This is a genomic window from Acidobacteriota bacterium, from assembly GCA_016715115.1.
In the GTDB taxonomy this organism is placed as follows: domain Bacteria; phylum Acidobacteriota; class Blastocatellia; order Pyrinomonadales; family Pyrinomonadaceae; genus JAFDVJ01.
In genome coordinates this window covers 933,385-952,746 of sequence record JADKBM010000004.1, presented here as the reverse complement: position 1 = coordinate 952,746, position 19,362 = coordinate 933,385, and the positions used below count along the sequence as shown (strand labels likewise).

The 19,362-nt window shown below is 56.1% G+C and carries 14 protein-coding genes; 9 read left to right on the top strand and 5 right to left on the bottom strand.

Annotated elements, in window-relative coordinates:
• Positions 1-168 precede the first annotated feature (168 nt).
• From IPN69_06395 to IPN69_06375, 5 genes are all read left to right on the top strand, one after another.
• Entirely contained in the window at positions 169-807 is a 639-nt protein-coding gene (locus IPN69_06395) for a hypothetical protein (GenBank protein MBK8810351.1), read from the top strand.
• On the top strand, positions 800-2,050 hold the full coding sequence (locus tag IPN69_06390; protein ID MBK8810350.1) for a hypothetical protein: 1,251 nt from the start codon (positions 800-802) through the stop codon (positions 2,048-2,050). Before IPN69_06395 ends, IPN69_06390 begins: the two co-directional genes overlap by 8 nt.
• 152 nt (positions 2,051-2,202) lie before the next feature.
• Positions 2,203-5,292, top strand: coding sequence for an error-prone DNA polymerase (locus IPN69_06385; GenBank protein MBK8810349.1), 3,090 nt, complete (start codon positions 2,203-2,205; stop codon positions 5,290-5,292).
• 233 nt (positions 5,293-5,525) lie between these two features.
• Positions 5,526-5,981 carry a hypothetical protein gene (locus IPN69_06380; GenBank protein ID MBK8810348.1) on the top strand — a complete coding sequence of 152 codons (456 nt, stop codon included), beginning with the start codon at positions 5,526-5,528 and terminating at the stop codon, positions 5,979-5,981.
• 271 nt (positions 5,982-6,252) lie between these two features.
• Complete coding sequence (locus IPN69_06375; protein MBK8810347.1) at positions 6,253-6,708, top strand: hypothetical protein; 456 nt, start codon at positions 6,253-6,255, stop codon at positions 6,706-6,708.
• A gap of 563 nt (positions 6,709-7,271) precedes the next feature.
• Here the strand turns inward: IPN69_06375 and IPN69_06370 are convergent.
• The gene (locus IPN69_06370) at positions 7,272-8,957 is read right to left on the bottom strand and encodes a hypothetical protein (protein ID MBK8810346.1); all 1,686 of its coding nucleotides are present in this window, start codon (positions 8,955-8,957) and stop codon (positions 7,272-7,274) included.
• A gap of 510 nt (positions 8,958-9,467) precedes the next feature.
• On the opposite strand from IPN69_06370, the gene IPN69_06365 reads away from it, so the two are divergent.
• Complete coding sequence (locus tag IPN69_06365; protein ID MBK8810345.1) at positions 9,468-10,547, top strand: aminotransferase class I/II-fold pyridoxal phosphate-dependent enzyme; 1,080 nt, start codon at positions 9,468-9,470, stop codon at positions 10,545-10,547.
• A 117-nt stretch (positions 10,548-10,664) separates the two neighbouring features.
• Here IPN69_06365 and IPN69_06360 read toward each other — a convergent pair whose 3' ends face one another.
• Positions 10,665-11,219 carry a dihydrofolate reductase gene (locus tag IPN69_06360; GenBank protein ID MBK8810344.1) on the bottom strand — a complete coding sequence of 185 codons (555 nt, stop codon included), beginning with the start codon at positions 11,217-11,219 and terminating at the stop codon, positions 10,665-10,667.
• Positions 11,220-11,239: 20 nt separating this feature from the next.
• Positions 11,240-11,764 carry a thermonuclease family protein gene (locus IPN69_06355; protein MBK8810343.1) on the bottom strand — a complete coding sequence of 175 codons (525 nt, stop codon included), beginning with the start codon at positions 11,762-11,764 and terminating at the stop codon, positions 11,240-11,242.
• 102 nt (positions 11,765-11,866) lie between these two features.
• On the opposite strand from IPN69_06355, the gene IPN69_06350 reads away from it, so the two are divergent.
• The gene (locus IPN69_06350; GenBank protein ID MBK8810342.1) at positions 11,867-13,231 is read left to right on the top strand and encodes a 1-acyl-sn-glycerol-3-phosphate acyltransferase; all 1,365 of its coding nucleotides are present in this window, start codon (positions 11,867-11,869) and stop codon (positions 13,229-13,231) included.
• On the opposite strand, the gene IPN69_06345 is transcribed toward IPN69_06350, so the two are convergent.
• Positions 13,181-13,693 (bottom strand): NUDIX hydrolase, encoded by a 513-nt coding sequence (locus IPN69_06345; GenBank protein MBK8810341.1) that lies wholly within the window; start codon positions 13,691-13,693, stop codon positions 13,181-13,183. The genes IPN69_06350 and IPN69_06345 overlap by 51 nt on opposite strands.
• Before the next feature lie 182 nt (positions 13,694-13,875).
• Here IPN69_06345 and IPN69_06340 point away from each other — a divergent pair, with 182 nt between their 5' ends.
• Both IPN69_06340 and IPN69_06335 read left to right on the top strand, forming a co-directional pair.
• Complete coding sequence (locus IPN69_06340) at positions 13,876-15,867, top strand: VCBS repeat-containing protein (GenBank protein MBK8810340.1); 1,992 nt, start codon at positions 13,876-13,878, stop codon at positions 15,865-15,867.
• A 161-nt stretch (positions 15,868-16,028) separates the two neighbouring features.
• Complete coding sequence (locus tag IPN69_06335) at positions 16,029-16,937, top strand: carboxypeptidase regulatory-like domain-containing protein (GenBank protein ID MBK8810339.1); 909 nt, start codon at positions 16,029-16,031, stop codon at positions 16,935-16,937.
• 137 nt (positions 16,938-17,074) lie between these two features.
• Here the strand turns inward: IPN69_06335 and IPN69_06330 are convergent, their stop codons facing one another.
• Positions 17,075-19,129 (bottom strand): M4 family metallopeptidase, encoded by a 2,055-nt coding sequence (locus IPN69_06330; protein MBK8810338.1) that lies wholly within the window; start codon positions 19,127-19,129, stop codon positions 17,075-17,077.
• Between the last annotated feature and the right edge of the window lie 233 nt (positions 19,130-19,362).

The following is a 19,362-nucleotide window of genomic DNA, read 5'->3' as shown; positions in this document are numbered from 1 at the left end:
TTTACGCGTGACTAACGTTGGAGTAACTTCAACTTGACCTGACAACGAACCACCTGCGCCCATCGCTCGGGGAACTGATACGTGGTCGCGTCTCCGACGCTGTCACGCGTAAACGCGTTACTCGTACGGGTGCTGTCACGCGTAAACGCGTTACTCGTACGAATCGCCATGGCTTTAGCGTTGGTAAAAAGTGCTTCGCAGTTGCGGGAAGAACAACGTGTCTCCCGCGAGTTTGTCGAGCAATTCGGACTTCGGCTGCAGCGCGGCGGCGTTTCTGAGATCTGCGGCGCGGCGAGCTCCGGAAAGACGGCACTCGCGCTGGCGTTTCTCGCGACGCTGACGCAGAACGGCGAGATCTGCGCGGTCGTCGATGTGTCCGACGGTTTTAACCCGGAATCGGCGCGAGAGAATGGATTGATGCTTGAAAACACGCTCTGGATAAAATGCGGCGGCGAACTGGAAAAGTCGTTTACCGTTACCGACTATCTCGTGCAGGCGAAAGGTTTCGGGGCGATCTGGCTGAATCTCAGCCTCGTTCCGCGACAGCATCTGATCCATATTCCGAGTTCGTTCTGGTATCGCTTCCGGACCGGAGTCGGTACCGGGCAGACGATGCTTATCGTCACCGTCCGCGAACCTTTGCTCGGGTCGGCGTCGAGCCAGTCATACACCGTTTCAAGGGCCCGTTCGGTCTGGAACGGTGTCGGTCGATTCAAGCTCTTGCGTGAGTTTTTCGTCGATCTTAATTCAAAAAAGCCGATGTCGGGCGGTTCGGTGCTGACTCGCATCACGAGCAATTATGTCTAGACTCTACGCCTGCATCATCAGCGAAGCCGCTAAACCGGAACTCGTCGCGGCCGCCGAAAACTTCGCTTACCGGATCGAATGGCTCGGCGACGGCGTTCTGTTTGAAACGAGCGGGCTCGAAAAACTTATCGGTTCGCCCGACGAGATCGCCGCTAAGATCGATGAAATTCTGACCGTCGCAAAGATCCGCGCAAATATCGCCGTCGCCGAAAACGCGGCCTCGGCGATCCTGCAGGCGCGCAGCAAAAAGGGGACGACAGTCGTTTCCGACGCCAAACTCGAACGGCTTCCGCTCGGCCGGCTCGAGATCGACCGCGACACGCTTGACGTCTTCGACGCGCTCGGATTTTCGAGCGTCCGCGATCTGAAACGCGTCCCCGAAAACGAACTCATCGCCCGTTACGGACCGGAATTCCGCGACGTGCTCGACCTCGTCCAGAACAGGGGAAAATACGTCCTCACCCCGAATCTGAAGGACGATTTCATCAACTGGACGTACCGGCTGGATTTTCCGGTTCTCGATTTCGAACAGCTGATCTTTATCGTCCGACACGGGCTCGAACGCGTTTTCAACCAGACCGACACTTACGGATTCCGGACCGAACGGCTCGCCATCAGTCTCGGACTTGAACGCGGCGGAGTGCGCGACTACGAGATCAAGATCTCATTTCCAACACTCGACATTAAATTCTGGTCGAAGATCATATCGCTCCGGATCAACTCCGACCCGCCGCCTGAAGGCATCACATCGGTTGAGATCACGGCACATTTCGCCCGTCCGAGAACGGCTCAGAAAAGTCTCTTCGCGACGACCAGCCTCGAGCCCGAAAGCCTTTTGCTGACGGTTTCGAAGATCAAAAAACTTATCGGCGAGGATAACGCCGGTGTGCCGGTCGTGCTCGACCAACGCCTGAGCCGTGCCTTCAGTCTCGCCGCGGACCGCCTTCCGGCTGGCGTCGAACCGAAAACCGGAAATAAGATTCGGCCGCACATTCATTTGAGTTATTTTGATCCGCCGCTCGCGGCCGATGTGGTCGTCAATCAAAAGCGCCTGATGTTTGTCCGCACACCGCGATTTGCCGGCAAGGTCGTCGAATACGGCGGCGTCTGGTCCGAATCAGCGCAGTGGTGGAACGCCGCCAACTGGAAGACCGAAGAATGGGATGTCGAGCTCGAGAACGGCGGGATCTATAGTCTCGCCCGAGCCGGCCGCGATTGGTTCGTGACCGGGGAATACGATTGAATTTGCGATTGCCGATTTGCGATTTGCGATTGAGTGGGCCGCCAAGTCGGAACCGGGAGCGGTAGCGACCGGCAAACACGGGGCAAGTACAGCTCACAGTAGCGCTTGGTTGGGATCATCCACAATTGCAAATCGGCAATCGCAAATCGCAAATGAATAAGATGTTTTGCGAACTTCATACACGATCGGCGTTCAGCTTCCTCTCTTCCGGATCGTTGCCGGAGGATCTGGTTGCGGCGGCGGCGAGCCTCGGGATCGGAACCGTCGCGCTGCTCGATCGCGACACCGTTTCGGGGGCCGTTCGCTTTCATCTCGAAGCAAAGGAAAAAGGCGTCAGGGCGATCATCGGCGCCGAGATCACGATGGAAGACGGCAGCCTTTTGCCGCTCGTCCCGACCTCGATCGGCGGCTACCGGAACCTGTGCAAACTGATCACGACCATCAAGCTCCGCAACAAAAAAGGAGAGCATTTCGCTTTTCGGGAAGACATCGAAACTTACTCGAAAGATCTTCTCTGCCTGACCGGCGGCGAGGATGGGTTTCTGCATTCGCAGATCAGGCAGCACAAGGGGCTCGAGGCGATGGCCTGGCTTCAATACGTCTTCGAAAACCGCCTCTACGCCGAACTGCAGCGGCATTATCTGCGCCATCAGGAAGACCTCAACCAGTCGGTCGTAAGCTACGCCCACAAGCTGCGCGTTCCGCTCTTCGCGAGCAATGGCGCGTATTATGCGAACCGAGCCGACCGTCAGCTCTTCGACGTTTTCACGTGTATCAAAAATCACGTTTCGATCGACAATGCCGGCCGGCTCCTCTCGCGCAACGACGAGCGCCGACTTAAATCAGAAACCGAAATGTTGCGCCTGTTCGAAGATTTCCCGCAGGCCGTCGGCCGCACGTCCGAGATCGCGAGCCGCATCGATTTTTCGATGGACGAGATCGGCTACACATTTCCCGAGTATCCCGTTCCGCAGGGCGAAACGATGGACTCGCTGCTTCGCAAGCTCACCGAAAAAGGCGCCGTCTGGCGGTATGGCTCGATCACGCCGATCGTCCGCGAGAAACTCGAAAAAGAACTCCGGCTGATCGAAAAACTAAAGCTCGCCGGCTATTTTCTGCTCGTCTGGGACATCTCCGAGTTCTGCCGCAACCGAAATATTCTCTCGCAGGGGCGCGGGTCGGCGGCAAATTCCGTCGTCTGTTATTCGCTCGGGATCACGGCGGTCGATCCGATCGAGGGCAAACTCCTTTTCGAACGGTTCCTGTCCGAAGAACGCGGCGAATATCCGGACATCGACATCGATCTTCCGAGCGGCGACGATCGCGAGGCCGTCATCCAGTACGTCTATCAAAAATACGGTGCGCGCGGTGCGGCGATGACCGCCAACGTCATCACCTACAAGTCGAAATCGGCGATCCGCGAGGTCGGCAAGGTCTTCGGATTCGAGGAACACGAACTCGGTCGGCTCTCTAAACTGATCTCGTTTCACGATTCGAATATCGAAGATCAGCTAGTCCGCTTTCGCGAGGCCGGATTCGACCCCGAACGGTCGCCGCGAATCCGTGCCTTCTTTCAGTTTTTTCTAAACATTCTTAATTTCCCGCGGCATCTCGGCCAGCATTCGGGCGGTATGGTGATCTCGCTCGGGCGGCTCGACGGCGTTGTCCCGATCGAACCGGCGTCGATGGACGGCCGAACCATCATCCAGTGGGACAAGGACGACTGCGCCGAACTCGATATCGTCAAGGTCGATCTGCTCGGACTCGGGATGATGGCCGTCATCCGCGACACGCTGACGATCATCCGTGATCACAAAAAGGAAGAGGTCGATCTCGCGAAGATCCCGAAAGACGATCCGCTCGTATACAAAACGCTGCAGGACGCCGACACGGTCGGGATGTTCCAGGTCGAATCGCGCGCGCAGATGAATTTTCTGCCGAAGGCGAAGCCCGAGACCTTCTACGACCTCGTCGTGCAGGTCGCAATCATCCGGCCCGGCCCGATCGTCGGCAATATGCTCAACGTCTATCTCCGCCGCCGTCAGGGTCTCGAAGAGGTCGACTATATGCACCCGTCGCTCAAGCCCGTGCTCGAACGAACGCTCGGCGTGCCGCTTTTTCAGGAGCAAGTGCTGAAGATCGGAATGGAAGCCGCGGGGTTGACCGGCGGCGAGGCCGAGGAATTGCGCCGCGCGCTCGGGTTCAAACGCGCCGACAAGAAATTAAAGGTCATCGAGGAAAAAATGCGTCGCGGGATGACGGCCAGAGGGCTCGACAAAGAGACGCAGGACAAGATCGTCGCGTCCGTTTACGCTTTCGCGAACTACGGTTTTCCGGAATCGCACGCCGCGAGTTTCGCGCTTCTGACCTATGCGTCGGCGTATCTCAAGGTCCATCATCTTGACGCCTTCACGACGGCGATGCTCAACAATTACCCGCTCGGATTCTACTCGCCGGCGACGTTGGTGAAAGACGCTCAGCGCCACGGGCTCGGCTTTCGCCCGATCGACGTCAACGCGTCGGATTATCTGTGCACGCTCGAAGACGACGAACTCCGCATCGGGCTCAATTATGTCAAAGGACTTCGCAAGGACACGGGCGAAGCGATCGCCGTCGCGCGACGCGACGGGCCGTTTTCCGATTCCGACGATCTCGCCGCGCGTGTCCCGGCGATCAACAAACGCGAACTCAGAAATCTCGCGATGACCGGCGCGCTCGATGCCGCGAACCGCCGTCGCGCGCTCTGGCAGGTCGAGCTTTCGATCCGCGACAAAGGCAGCCTGTTCGTCGGGCAACCGCTTGAACAACCCGCGAAGACGCCGTTTTTGAAAAAGATGTCGCCACTCGAGAACGTCGCCGCCGATCTCTCGAAAACCGGACTTACGCTCGGTCCGCATCCGATGACTTTCGTCCGCGAAGAGATGAACCGCAAACGCGTTCTGTCTTCGGCGCAAACGCTGAAGATGAAGCGCAAGGACGTCGTCACCGTCGCCGGCGCGGTGATCGTCCGCCAACGACCCGAAACGGCACGCGGCGTGATGTTCATCACGCTCGAGGACGAAACCGGCTTTACGAATATCATCGTTCTCCCGGAAGTGCTCGAGAAATACCGTTCGGTGATCAACGAAAACCGATTTTTGCTGATCAAAGGCGTCGCCGAAAACGAAACGATGGTCAAAGGCCTCTATTTCGAACCGCTCGCCGTCGCCGCGCAGGCGATCCAGTCACACGATTATCAGTGAGCGGTGAGCAGTGAGCGGTGAGCAGTGAGCGGTGGGCAGTCTGCCCAGCGGGGAGTCAGTACCGCCTGCGTGAGCGGGCGGGGAACCGCAGCAAATCGATAGTCCGCGATGAGCGCTAGCCGTCGCCGCGAAGGCTGGAATAGGTGCCGCTCAGCGAAACCCATTGTTCGGAGACTGCGAGAACTACGCAAATAGTGCGATAATCCGCGTCAGATCCGAAGAGGAACAAAGATATGTCAATCGTCATCGAGGGCAACGCGGCACATATCGCCGACGCGACGTTCAGGCCGAAGATCCAGAAATGCCTGGATCTGTTGAAAAACAAAGCCAACGCCTATTACATCTGGCTGCTGAAATACAATCTTAAAGTCCGCGCGGCGGCCAAAAGCGGGGCGAATTTCGGCGACGACGCGATCGACATCGCGAGTTCGACGTTCAACGCTTCCGATACCTGGCTCGCGAGCGTCTTGATCCACGAGGCGATCCATTTCTGGCAGTATCGGGGGAAAACCTACGAGGCCGGGACCAAGGCCGAGCAGGAAGCAAATAAATATCAACTCGGAGTCCTCCAACTGCTCGGCGCGCCGCAGGGCGAGATCACGCATATGCTGAGCCAAACAGGCGGCCACGCCGACATCAACGGCGACGGCGTTTACGACTGGAAGGACTACGAAAAACGGAACTACTGACAAATATGCCGATCAGGCCGTAAACTCGCGGCCCGCCCGTTCTCGTCGCGAAGTCAGAAAAATCAAAACGCACACCCGCCAAGGTTTCCCCAAGCGGTAAATTCACCCTTCAAACTCCGGAATTTTCCCCAACCATAAGTCCGAATCCAATCCAAACCGCGTGTTTTCATACTCCACGCACGGCACATCGCTTGCAGTCACAATATGCAGCCGCGGACTTTTCCAAACTCAAGCCACGATTCTGAACGCGCGGTAAGGAGGTAAAACTGCTATGTCTATCGTAATTGAAGGAAATTCGCGCTACATCGCCGAATCGACGTTCAGACCGAAGGTCCAGAGATGTCTGGATTTGCTGAGGGATCGAGCGAACAACTACTACGTCTGGCTTTCGAGATACAATCTGCGAATCAGGGCCGCGGAACGAAGCGGAGCGAACTTCGGCGACCGGGCGATCGACATCGCCAGCGCCACGTTCAACGCGTCGGACACCTGGCTCGCGAGTGTGCTCGTTCACGAGGCGATCCATTTCTGGCAGTACCGCTCTCACAGATATGAGGCCGGGACGCCGGCTGAAACGGAAGCGAACAGATATCAGCTCGGGGTCTTGCAGGCGCTCGGCGCGCCGCAGGCGGAGATCACGCATATGCTCAGCCAGGACGGCGGCCATGCGGACATAAACGGCGACGGCGTTTACGATTGGCGGGATTATCAACAGCGACAATACTGAACCCGCTCGTCAAACTGCTTGAGCGCAACTGGCTACGGGCATTCACCCCGCCGCAGGTGGTCTGTGTTGCGTCCCGGTAGACCGGATCTGATCCGGATTACGCCTCAGCGGCCCACGGCTTCCCGAAGAAACGTTCGGCGTTTTGCGGCAAACTACACAAGTTGTTTGAAAAACTGTTTCGCGGAAGGGAAATCGCTCCGCGAGCTTGGCCGACTTTGCGAGAAATGCCGGCAACGGCGAGGTTGTGCTCCGAATAGCGTGGACGCAGTCGATCCGGCGGTTGCCCGCGGGGAGATCGCGAAGAGCGCAATGTCAGCGCGTTGATTCCGAGTGGTTGCCGGCGCCTCTGAGTTTGCCGGTGCTTTTCACGTTAACCCGAAACCTCAACGGATTCTCCAATCCTGATTACCGATGCGGCCCTGGCTCGAAATGCGGGAACGACATACCTGCCGGCAAGAGCCAAAATAGGAGCGTCGCCACCGAATTATTATCTCCCGATTGTGTCTTCGCATTCAGTCCGAGTGAGGCGATACTCGGAAACGGTTCCGACCTGTTGACAGCAATTATCTCCTAAGTTCGTTTGTTTGGGGTTTCGCCGTTTGCTCAGATTGCTTCAAATCATCAAGGGCCGCAATGCCCAGAACAAACTCCGCAAAAACCTTGACTTCCCTCTTTTCGATCCTGCCTGAAAGATCGGAGGCGCCGTTCTTGTCAGTCTTCACGTAGCTGACAAGCATTGGCAGCAGGTTCCAATTCACGACCATAATTCCGGCGACGTATTTCTTGAAGTTCTCGGTCTCAGGTTTGTCCTCAGGGTTCAATGACGGAATCGCATTTATGGACCGCGCCGCCAGTACGTTGACGTCAAAGACGCTTGTCGGGTCAATCCGACGGATTGCCGGAATCAGTTTGAAATATAAGGTTGCGCGCCGGGCCGGGTCTTCAACAGTCGCTATAACTCGCAACGCGTCCCGAAACATATCGCGTCCAGAATTCAAATCGCCCTTCTCAACGAAAAAATTCACAACACTGATGTATCCTTCCGCTTTCCGATCGTTATCTTTATGAAAACCGAGGGCATACAATGCGGATGGCTCATCTCCGGCTTTGAGAGCTCTCGCGGTAACGCCTTCGAGAAATTGTCCGAACTCCAACGCCTGGGTTTCTGAAAGCATAGGGGCAATCCTGAGATCAACCTTTCCGAATTCAACAGCCAAGTCGGTTGACCGCCTGAAAAGATCTTTCTCCAGCGCCAGCCTGGCAGCGCGCCGAAAGAAATCGTATTTTTCGACCGGATCTTGGGCTTGTTCCGCTTCTTCGATCAGAGCGCCAAGTTTGTCAATGCTATTGTTAATCCTTTCGTTTCGTTCGCGTTCGACGCGTGATCGCCGAGAGATTCGCGAAGTGAGAACAACCCGCAAAACCTCAGCATCCGAGACCAAGTCGGGAGTTCTCTGACTGATCATTGCCGAGTTTAGGGTCAATACATCAAGCCAACCGTCGAAATCAGCGAAGGGTAGCTGAGACGCGATCTTTGCCCGTCTCACTACAATTCGGGCGAAACGTTCCGCCGAGCCACGTTGAGCATCCAAATCAGCAAAATACGGAGAAATTCCAATGAGTGTATACAGTTGAAGCCGGCCCGGGGCACGTTCTACCGAAACAATCAAGGCATCAAGAAGCCGGAAAACCTCAACTGATTTCCTCTGTTTCAATCGATGAAGAAGAAAAGGTATCTGAAAATCCGTGGACGGCCCGGCAGACAGCGACCGAATCGCAACGTCGACGGCAGCTTTTTCACTTCCCGCTTGGCTGACTAACTGCTCCAGAATCCCTTCATCTTCGGATACAGCCACATTGTATTTGTCCCTGAGTGTCTTGGCGGTCCGTGGGGCGTGACGATCCAGCAGAGCGAACATATCATTGGAGAGAATCGAAAAATAAACCGTCGGAATCTCGGCGCGGTTCTTGTACAAATCTTCAAGTGCCGCTACTGCCAACTCTTCGGCTCGACCGGCGTCGTCTTTTTCTTCGTTCCATAACCATCCCGCGATCCGATAACGCACCAATACCCGCGGTGCCGCCAAGCCGACCTCACGAATTCGACCCTCCATCTGGCTGAGAAACATCAGTTTCTGAACCCGACGCTGTGTCTCTTTTTCATTATCGTCTGAAGTGAGTGTTTGAGCGGCGGACGCAACCAGAAGTACGAGTGATGTTGCGACAATGGAAACGGTTTTGACTAACATCCCATTTACTCCTTGTCGGGATACACGAATCGGAAGCGTGAACGTGTCGAAAAAATCACTGGCTGCTTCCGTTCGCGATCCTGGAAAGCTGCGACGGGCCTTGCCGGCATTTGCAAAATCGGCAGACTGTCGCAAGTGGATCGAACGCCAGGCGCGGAAAAGATATTCACCTCATTTGGCTGGCGCGTGTTATGTTCGCATTTTCGCCTATTTTCCAACAGCTTGGACGATCACGCCACCAAGGCATCGCGTTCGCAAAGCTGCGACCGCAATCCTTTGGACCTTTGTGTCCGTCCGACAACGGCTTGCAAAATCATCCGCCGCTTCGATCCGCATTCCGAGTTCGATAAGCATCGTTTATACTCATATTAGACACCCAAGACCGGGCATTGACCGAATTCGAGAGGGCCTATGAAACCAAAACTATCCGATAGACATAAATTCATCGCAGACCGTATCCATCGCGTTCCGCCGTCCGGATTGCACAAGTTCTTCGGTATTGCCGCGTCGATGCCCGAGGTTATTTCGCTCGGCGTCGGCGAGCCGGATTTTCCGACTCCGCCGCCGATCGCCAAGGCCGCCTATGAAGCGATACACGAGAAACCGATCGGGTACACGGCCAATTCGGGTTTGATGGAACTGCGCGAGGCGATCAGCGAACATCTCGACGAATTGTACGGCGTGAAATACGATCCGAAAAACGAAATCCTCGTGACGGTCGGCGTCAGCGAAGGATTCAAATGCGTCTTTTCGGCGCTTTGCAATCCGGGCGACGAGATCATCGTTCCGAGCCCGTGTTTTGTCGCCTACGAACCCGAGATCATCTTCGCCGATGGCGTTCCGGTGCCGGTCATCTGCACGGCCGAACACGCCTTCGAACCGCAGGCGGCCGACATCCGCGCCGCCGTGACCGACAAGACGAAGGCGATATTTCTCGGATTCCCGAACAATCCGACCGGTGCCGTTTTGACGCCGGAAAATGCTCTCGAGATCGTCAAAATTGCAGAGGAATTCGATCTGCTGATCATTTCCGACGAGATCTACGACCGCCTCAACTACGGCCGCGAACATCTTTGTGTCCCGACAATTCCGGGCGCGCGCGAACGGACGATCCTGATGGGCGGATTTTCGAAGGACTATGCGATGACCGGCTGGCGCATCGGCTATATCTGCGCGATTCCCGAACTGCTCGAAGCATTCTCCAAGATCCACCAGTACGCGGTGATGAGCGCACCGACGATCTCGCAGTTCGCCGCGTTGGCGGCGCTTAAGATCGGCGAGCCGTTTGTCCTCGAAATGAAGGCCGAATACGACCGCCGGCGTTATTTGATCGTGTCTTCGCTCAACGATATGGGCTTGGACTGTTTCGAGCCGCGCGGTGCGTTCTACGCGTTTCCGTCGATCAAACGGACCGGCCTGACGAGCGATGAGTTCTCGGACAGGCTTTTGACGGAGGAAAAGGTCGCGGTTATTTCGGGAACAAGTTTCGGCGTTGGGGGGACCGGTCACGTTCGAGTCGCATACTGCAAATCGTACGAACAGATCGAGATCGCGCTCGGACGGATCCGGAAGTTTCTGGGGGAGATTTAGCCGGGATAGCGCTCGGCGGCCGTGCGTCGCCGAGCGCAACATCGGTCAACCCAGATCAAATTGCCTACGAGTTTTCGGCAGTACGCGCGAATCGGGTGAATGCGTTTCGAGCCGGCCCTAATCCGATTCCGCCGGAACGATTGTGTACTCGCTTTGGACGAGTCCGCCCCGATATTGGCGGGTTTCGACATGTTCGAGTGAAATATCGCGATCCAGCGGACCAAACATAGGGATCCCGGATCCGATCAGTACCGGAACGCGCGTTATTATCAGGCGGTCGATCAAACCTGCCCGAAGAAAACGTTGGACGGTGATTCCGCCGTCAATGTACAGGTGATTGAATCCGCGGTCGGCAAGAATCGTCACGATCTCGGCGGGTTCGCCGGAGAGGTGTTCGACGACCGCACCGTCGGGCGCCGGCGGAATTTCCCCGCTGCTCAGGACGAACACCGGTTTGCTGCCATAGGCCCAGCCGCCAAATCCGAGGACCGTCTCGTAGGTGTTGCGGCCGATCACGAGCGCATCGACGGACGCCATCAGCTCTTCGTAGCCATGGGGCTCGACGTTGTCGCTCGGAAGCCAATCGAGCCCGCCGTCGGTCCGCGCGATGAAGCCGTCGAGGCTCATACCGACGAATACCGATGTTTCCAACTTTCGTTTTGACAGTTCCATATCGCCAAGCCTCTTCTGAGTCACCTTTCGCGTTCGTCTTTCCGATGCTGCCACGGCGGTTCCGGGTCGGACTCTGTCCACAGTCCAAGTTTCGATTCGCGGGCAGCCGTTTCGGCATCGCGATAAGCGACACGGTCGGGCCAGTCCTGTTGGTTCTCGAACGCGCGGTAATGCCAGGCGAATCCGCCTTTGACCTGTTCGAGATTGATGTCGAGCCCGTCGAGCAGCACCTTTCCTACCGAGCGTTGGTAGCGATCGCGCCCGTGAACCTCGACCTTGACGGTTTTTCCGAAGATCAGATCGCTGAGATGTTGCTTCGATTGCTTCCCGAACGCCTGATTGAGTTCGGGCGAGTCGATCGCGAAAAACCGCACACGGCGCTCCTGTTTCGAATCGTCGAGCACGGTTATCGAATCGCCATCGCCGACCGCGACGACGCGGCCCGTAAAATCGCCTTTCGGATCGACCGGCGCGTATTGCGGCACCTGACACGCAACGGCCAATGAAACGAAAACGAGAAGGACGCTTAGAATACTTCGACGCACGTTCGCATTATAAACGAGAGAAACCTGATCCGAAATCGGTTGACTCTGATAGTTTCGCGATGCATTTTCCGCATACGGCCAAATCGTTTAATATCTAACGCGATGAGAAGCCGCGTAAAACGACTCGGACTGAAAGACCTGATCTTCGGACGCGAAGGTTCGTTTGCGGTTCGGGTTTTGGGCGCGATCTTCGGGATCGGGCTGACGGTATTTTTTCGGCGAATCGAACTTTTCAATCACGAAAAACTGCCGCAAGGAAGCGGACTGATCTTTGTCAGCAATCACCCCAACGCGCTGATCGATCCGGCCCTCTTGTTTGTCGCCTTGCCGCGACGGATCGCGTTTCTGGCGAAATCAACGCTCTTCAAGATGCCGGTCATTGGCTGGTTGGTGAAAACCGTCGGCGCGCTGCCGCTTTATCGCCAGCAGGATCGCGGCGAAGATGTTTCAAAAAATCAGGAGACCTTCACGCTGGCGCGCGAACTTCTGAAATCCGGCGGCGCGATCGCGCTCTTTCCGGAAGGCGTTTCACACAACTCGCCGCAGCTTTTGCCGCTCAAGACGGGCGCCGCGAGAATCGCACTCGGCGCCGTCTCTTCCGGAACCAATCCGGAATCGCTCGTGCTCGAGATCGTTCCAGTCGGGCTTTACTACACGAGCAAAACCACATTCCGAAGCGAGGCTTTGCTTCACTTCGGGACGCCGTTTCGCGTCGCGCGCGTCGAACTTGACGAGAACGGACATCCGCCGCGCGAATCCGTGCGAGAGTTGAACGAATCGATCGAGAGAGCGCTCCGCGAAGTGACGCTCAACGCCGAATCCGACGCCCGACTTGAGGTCGCGAAGATAGCCGAGGAAGTTTTCACGGTGACGACGCCGCATCGCGAACATCTTGGCGAGCGGCTTCAGTTTCTGCAGAAATTCGTCGCCGAAACCCGCAACGAAGATGACCTGAAACTTGAAAAGCGCCTCGAGGAATACAATCGCAAGCTAGACGAGTTGGGGATCGAATCCGAGTTTCTCGATCTTGCCGAATACTCGCGGCGGTTCGTGATCAAACACGCGATCCTGCGTTCGTGGTATCTTGTCCTGCTCGCGCCGCTCGCCATTTTCGGAACGATCCTCCATTTCGTCCCGTACCGGCTCGGCCGCATCATTTCGGCGACGCAAACACGGAAAGGCGACCATGATATGACCTCGACGGTCAAGCTCCTGACGGCGATGGTCTTTATGCCTTTGACGTGGCTTGGGTTCGCGGTGGTCGTCGATTACTTTTTCGGCTGGATGTACGCCCTTTTGTCGATTCCCTTTTCGTTCCTTTCCGGTTGGGTCGCGCTCCGTTCGATCGAGGAGATCGAGGAACTTCGCGGTTGGCTCAAGGCGATCCTCGTGTTTTTCGGCAAGCGCGAGAAGTTCCTACGGCTTCTCGCCGAACGCCGCAGTTTGTTCGAGAAGGTCAGCAAGTAAACCATCGGTGTCGTCCGCCAACACCTCGCGCACGAGCGACTTCTGAACCTCGCTCATTCCGGCGGGCATTTCGGAAACATCGAACCAGCCGAGCGAGCAGATCTCGCGACTCAGGACTTGCGGAGTATCCGACGTTCGCGCGCGAAACATAACCTCGACGTGGCGGCCGAGAGTTCGGATCCTGATCATCACGAGTCCGTCAAGCTCGATCCCCGTCTCCTCGCGGATCTCGCGCCGGATCGCGTCTTCAAACTGCTCGCCGAAATTGATGAATCCGCCAGGGATTCCCCATCCCGAAGCCTGCGGCCGCAAAAGATGTTCGAGCAGTAGCACTTTTCCTTCTTGATTTGTTATGATTGCGGCAACTGAGACAGTGAACTTCTTCTGAGTTGCGCGAATCAGTTTCAGACGGATTCCCCCCGGAATTATCCCCCAAAACTTTCGTAAGATTTTTCTGAGCATTTTCTTTTGGTCTGATGTATTTCCTGACCGATCGCCGTCTCTGTGTATTCAGGGAACTTTAACGAACAACACGCTGCCAATTTTTGGAATACCAACATTGTTGAACATTTACTAACAATGTCGGCTGGATTTTCCCCCGAGGTCTCCCAGCAATTTCTGACAGGTTCTTTTCGGAGGATTCAATGACCAAGTATTTGTTGTCCATTATAGTTCTGACCTTATTCTCTATAACGCCTGCCCTCAGTCAAAACGAATCGCTTAGGAACGATCTATCGAAGTCCTTTAAGTCGTTCAGTTTAACACGTCTCGATACCGGCAGTCTGGCGCGCCGTGCGGAAACTCTTCAAACCGTTTCGTTTTCAACGGAGTCGCGAACTTACGAACTGCGGTTGACCCCGCGCGACCTTCGGGCCCTTAATTACAAGGCCGAGGACACCGGCGTCGTTGGCGTTCGGTTGTTGCCGCGCGGCGCGGTTACGACGTACAAAGGCTCGATCGACGGTGAGAGCGGTTCGCGCGTGCGCGTGACGATCGACGATTCAAAGATCGAAGGCTTTTTCGTTTCGAACGGCGATATGTTCTTCATCGAACCGGCAAGCGACTATTCGAAAATGGCCGCACCAAGCGATTTTGTCGTGTATCGCCAGAGCGACGTGTTGCGCCTCGACACGTTCACCTGCCGCAGCGAGCTGATGGAGCGCATCGAAAGCGGCAAGGAAATGGTCCGGCCGAGTGTCGTATCTTCGTCGGTGTCAGCGAACGCGATCGAGATCGCGACCGAGGCCGACTTTGATTTCGTCACTTCGGCGGGAGGAGCAACCGGCGCCAACAACAAGGTTCTGAGCATCCTGAATATGGTCGAGGGCGTTTACGAAAACGAGTTGAACCTGACGATCAATGTCACCTTTCAACACACTTACTCGACTCCCGATCCTTTGAACGGCGCGAGTTCCGACGCGCTTCTGGCTTCATTCCGGGATTTTTGGAACGCCAACTATCCGTTGAGCCAATACCCGCGCGACACGGCTCATCTATTCACCTACAAACCCAACGTTCGGGCTCAGGGCTATGCCTATCTCGGCGTCGTCTGCAACAACCCGGCGTTCGCCTATGGATTGTCGGGCCGCGTCGATCCGACGTGGGGTTGGGAAGAAGCGAATTTTCTCGTGACATCGCACGAGATCGCGCATAACATCGGCGCGAATCACTCGGATACGGCTCCGAACTGCGCAAACTCGCTGATGCAGTCACAATTGTCGGGCAGTACATTGCTGTCGTTCTGCACGGTTTCCAGAAGCGAGGTCGGGAGCTTCGTCGGAACGAACGGAAGCTGTCTGACGGCCCGTTCGGGCGCGACACCGTTTGATTTCGACGGCGACGCGAAAAGCGACACGACGATATTCCGGCCATCCAACGGCACGTGGTTCATCGCCAACAGCGCGAGCGGCGGATTCAGTATCTTTCAGTTCGGTCAAACGGGAGACAAACCGGTCGCCGCCGACTATGACGGCGACGGCAAAACGGACGCGGCGGTCTTCCGCGGCGGCGTCTGGTGGAGAATGAAGAGCGCGAACAACACATTTGACTCGGTCAGCTTCGGACTCAGCGCGGACATACCGGCGGCCGGCGATTATGACGGCGACGGCAAAGCGGATGTCGCGGTCTTTCGTCCTTCAACAGGCGTTTGGCACCGGCTAAACAGTTCGAATGGCGGCTATTCGCCGGTTCAGTTCGGAGCGAACGGCGACGTTCCGCTTCCGGGAGATTACGATGGCGACGGCAAGGCAGATATCAATGTATTCCGACCATCGAACGGAGTCTGGTACCGAATCAACAGCGCCAACGGTTCGTCGTTCGCGGTCCAATTTGGGATGAACGGCGACAAACCAGTCCCGGGAGATTTTGACGGTGACGGCAAGGCCGATATTGCGGTCTATCGCGCGGCAACCGGAACCTGGTTTGCGCAGCGCAGCACGGACAACGGTTATATGGTCGTCGGATTCGGACTCTCCAACGACGTCCCGGTTGCCGGCGACTATGACGGCGACGGCAAATCCGACATCGCGGTATGGCGGCCTGAATCGGGTGTTTGGCACCGGTTGAGCAGTTCGAGCGGCGGCTATTCCGCGTATCAATTCGGCATCGCCTCGGATGTCGCGGTTCAAGGAAGATAATCCAACATAAACTACGTTTCCGAAAAAGCTTCTTCGAAAGAGGGGGCTTTTTTTTTGTGTTAGCATGAAAGGAATCAGAGCGATCGAGCATTAACACTGACAACCCACGAAATATTCAGCCTTCCGGACAAATCCGGAAAGCAAAAAAGGAGGATTCAAGAATGAAGAAGACGTTGATGGTCCTTGCAACCGCAATTGCCATTTTCTTCAATGCTGCGGCTTCCGTCGATGCCGCGGAACTGATCGTAAACGGTGGATTTGAAACCGGCAATTTCACCGGGTGGACCGCGACAACGACCGGAAGCGGATGGTATCCGTGGCAAGTCACGGCAGCCGGAGGCGGTGACGGCTCTACCGGCGGAATAACGACATCATCACCTCTCTTCGGCACACGAAGCGCCTGGAGCGGATTTTGCTGCAACACAACCAATAATCCCGAATATATCCAGCAACAAGTGGTACTTCCGGCTGCCCAGACGGCTTCGGTTCAGTGGTCCGATAAGATCCAATCGAATTTGAGCTCATTTTGTTCTGTCCCCGCCTGCGGTTCGAACGTCTGGCGTGTGCAAGTACTGAACACGTCAAATGTCGTGCTGCAAACGCTCTACACGTTCACGGCGAACGGCGGCGCGAACTACAACTCGGGCTGGGTGACTCATACGGTCGACCTTTCGGCGTACGCAGGCCAGACGATCAGGATTCGATTCGGCGGAACATATAACTCGACCATCGGCGGATTGACTAATGGTCCGGGGCGAGCCGAAGTCGACGGCGTTTCGGTTCAGTCACCGTCGATAGTCCCGACAGCGGCGACGGTTTCGATCGGTGGACGGATCACGACAGCCGATGGTTTGGGGATTCGAAACTCTGAAGTTCTGCTGACCGATTCACAAGGCGTGACGCGCCGCGTTCAAACCGGTTCTTTCGGTTCGTTTCGGTTCGATGAAGTTGAGGTCGGAAACATCTATGTGATCCGGGTCAATGCCAGGAGATTCACGTTTGCCCAATCGGAAAGAGTACTGATGGTCAACGAAAATGCGGTCGATATCGACTTCGTCGCCATTGAATGACCGTTCGATTCGCCGTTTTGAACCATTTACCGACAAAGGTATTGATTTGCGGCAACAACGAACTTATCTTACTTTGCGAAAATGGGAACGACCCTCGAAAGGCCGTTCCCATTTTTGCGTGTTGGTTTGTTGCGGCTTTATTGCAAGACCGCGTCATCCACTTTGAACGTCGAGATCAGCGAACTGTCGGTCGTCGTTCGGAATTGAATTCTGACCGTCTGCCCCTTGTACGCCGAAACGTTCAGCGATTTTTGTGAATAAGTCGTCGAAGATGACGTCTTATTCAGATTGCTGTACGTCGCAAGCGTTGCGAGCAGCGTGCCCGACGTGTTTCGAACTTCGACGAACAACTTGTCATACTGCGTGGTGGTCGTTGTTTCCGCCGAAGTCACGTTGAGCCAGAACGAAAGCGTTCCGGTCGCCGAAGTCGGAATCGCAACCTGTTGATAGGTCTGACCCGTACGGCTGTTCGCGTTTCCGAAATAGATGTAGCCGGTTCCGCCGTGCGGCCCGGCGCCGTTTGCCGTGTAGAGCGCGCCGGTGCCGGATTTGACCCACGGCGTCAGGCTGGTTTCAAAACCGCCGTTGACAAGCAGATTCGCACCCGGCGTAGGAGTCGGCGTAGGAGTTCCGCCGCCCGGACAGGTACCGACACCGACCGCGCACCAACCCGTTGCATACGACGTGTATTGAGCGCTCGTCGAACCAAAGAGATCCGTTGCGGCATTGAGCGTCGCGGTTCTGGCGGCCGCGAAATTCGTGCCCGATGTCATATATACGGTAAGCGCGCGATACCAGATCTTCGCCGCGTCCGTCGCACCGATGGCCGGAACGTTGACGCCGCTGACGCGGTTCGTGCCGCCCGCTGCGATCAGATAGAACGCGTGATTCGCGATGCTCGAATTCGTGTGTACGCCGCCGCTGTCGGCCGTTCCGGTGTAGCGAAGGGTGTAATGATCCGGATCGCCGACCGCGTTCGGATTATTCATCAGGCGAAGCGCGTCGCCGGCCGTTCCCGGCGTGTAGGCATCTTCACCGATCTTCCAAGTGTCCGCGCTGACGACATTGCCGTCCGCGTAGAGTTCAACCATCGAACCGAGAATGTCCGAAGTCGCTTCGTTAAGCGCGCCCGATTCGTTCGAATAGGTCAAATTAGCGGTTCGTTCGGTAACGCCGTGGGTCATTTCGTGACCGCAAATGTCGATCGTCGTCAGCGGCGTAAAAGTCGTTCCGTCGCCGTCGCCGTATGACATCTGGTTGTTGTACCAAAAGGCGTTGTTGTAGCGTCCGCTGCTTCCGAAATGAACGCGTGACACGACGAGCGGAATCGCGCCGACGGCCGATGTCGTCGTTCCCGGACCGTAGTTTCCGTCAATTCCATTTCGGGCATGAACTGTCTGGTAATAGTCGAAGGTTTTTGCGGCTCCGTAATGCGCGTCGACGCCGGCGCGCTGGATGGTCGTGTTCCAGACGTCGTCGGTATCGGTGTATCGCGATTGCGTTCCGCCCGTTCCGGTCGTTTCGTTTCCGGTGCTGTTCATATTGAACGTGCCCTGACGGCGGGTCGTGTCCTCCATATAGAACGTTCCGGCCGAAGAGGTCGTGCTGATCGTTACCGTGCCGCTGTAAAGCGAGCTTCCCGATCCGGTCTGGAGGTTGTCAAACTGCATCACGACTTCGCCGGTTTGCGCGTCGATGAACGTCACCGGGACCGAAGTTTCGTCCGAACCGTCGATTCGCGGCGTCGTCACGCGATAAACGAGATGGTCACGTGTTTCCCCGCGATAAACCCAAAGATCGATCGTCGGTGATTCGGACTGTTTGGCGCGTCCGCGATACGCGTCGACTGCCAAATTGACCGCTTGCTTTTCATTGATCGTCGGATTCGTATCGACATAGAGCGATTCCTTCATATCGTCCGTAATGGTCGAAAGGGCACCGTCGGATTTGAGGTGGACGATCGCTTCGCCCTCCCAAACCGGAACGCCCGCAACCGTTTGACGAACGCGGGTGTGCGCCATCTTCAGTTGATCGACCTCGACCTTCTGGATCTGAAACTCGTCAACGTTCCCGATCGCGCGCTGGGCAGCGCGATCGCGAAGGATGCCGAGACTGATCTGTTTGGCGACTTCAAGATCGTCGCCGCCCTGTCCGAAGATCGGTTTCGTCGCGCCGACACTTCCGGTGATCAAAAAAAATGTCGAGCCCGCTAAAAAAGCAAGAGCCAAAATACCTAACAATTTCTTCACGCTTTATTTCTCCTTGGGAATTTAGTTTGCCGATAAAATATCAAGCCGAAATGATCCGAGAACACCGTCGCGCAGAGCGTTTGCGCGGCGATTCGATGTATGATTTTCTGGTTGTGACCCTTATGATCCGGTAAAGTACTTACCAATTAGAATTGGGGAAGCGATTGCGATTTTAG

Bases quoted from the DNA above. Each gene is read 5' to 3' on its own strand.
- IPN69_06335 (MBK8810339.1), top strand. From the start codon at position 16,029: ATGAAGAAGACGTTGATGGTCCTTGCAACCGCAATTGCCATTTTCTTC.
- IPN69_06345 (MBK8810341.1), bottom strand. From the start codon at position 13,693: ATGCTCAGAAAAATCTTACGAAAGTTTTGGGGGATAATTCCGGGGGGA.
- IPN69_06340 (MBK8810340.1), top strand. From the start codon at position 13,876: ATGACCAAGTATTTGTTGTCCATTATAGTTCTGACCTTATTCTCTATA.
- IPN69_06370 (MBK8810346.1), bottom strand. From the start codon at position 8,957: ATGTTAGTCAAAACCGTTTCCATTGTCGCAACATCACTCGTACTTCTG.
- IPN69_06390 (MBK8810350.1), top strand. From the start codon at position 800: ATGTCTAGACTCTACGCCTGCATCATCAGCGAAGCCGCTAAACCGGAA.
- IPN69_06385 (MBK8810349.1), top strand. From the start codon at position 2,203: ATGAATAAGATGTTTTGCGAACTTCATACACGATCGGCGTTCAGCTTC.
- IPN69_06375 (MBK8810347.1), top strand. From the start codon at position 6,253: ATGTCTATCGTAATTGAAGGAAATTCGCGCTACATCGCCGAATCGACG.
- IPN69_06365 (MBK8810345.1), top strand. From the start codon at position 9,468: ATGCCCGAGGTTATTTCGCTCGGCGTCGGCGAGCCGGATTTTCCGACT.
- IPN69_06380 (MBK8810348.1), top strand. From the start codon at position 5,526: ATGTCAATCGTCATCGAGGGCAACGCGGCACATATCGCCGACGCGACG.
- IPN69_06395 (MBK8810351.1), top strand. From the start codon at position 169: ATGGCTTTAGCGTTGGTAAAAAGTGCTTCGCAGTTGCGGGAAGAACAA.
- IPN69_06360 (MBK8810344.1), bottom strand. From the start codon at position 11,219: ATGGAACTGTCAAAACGAAAGTTGGAAACATCGGTATTCGTCGGTATG.
- IPN69_06350 (MBK8810342.1), top strand. From the start codon at position 11,867: ATGAGAAGCCGCGTAAAACGACTCGGACTGAAAGACCTGATCTTCGGA.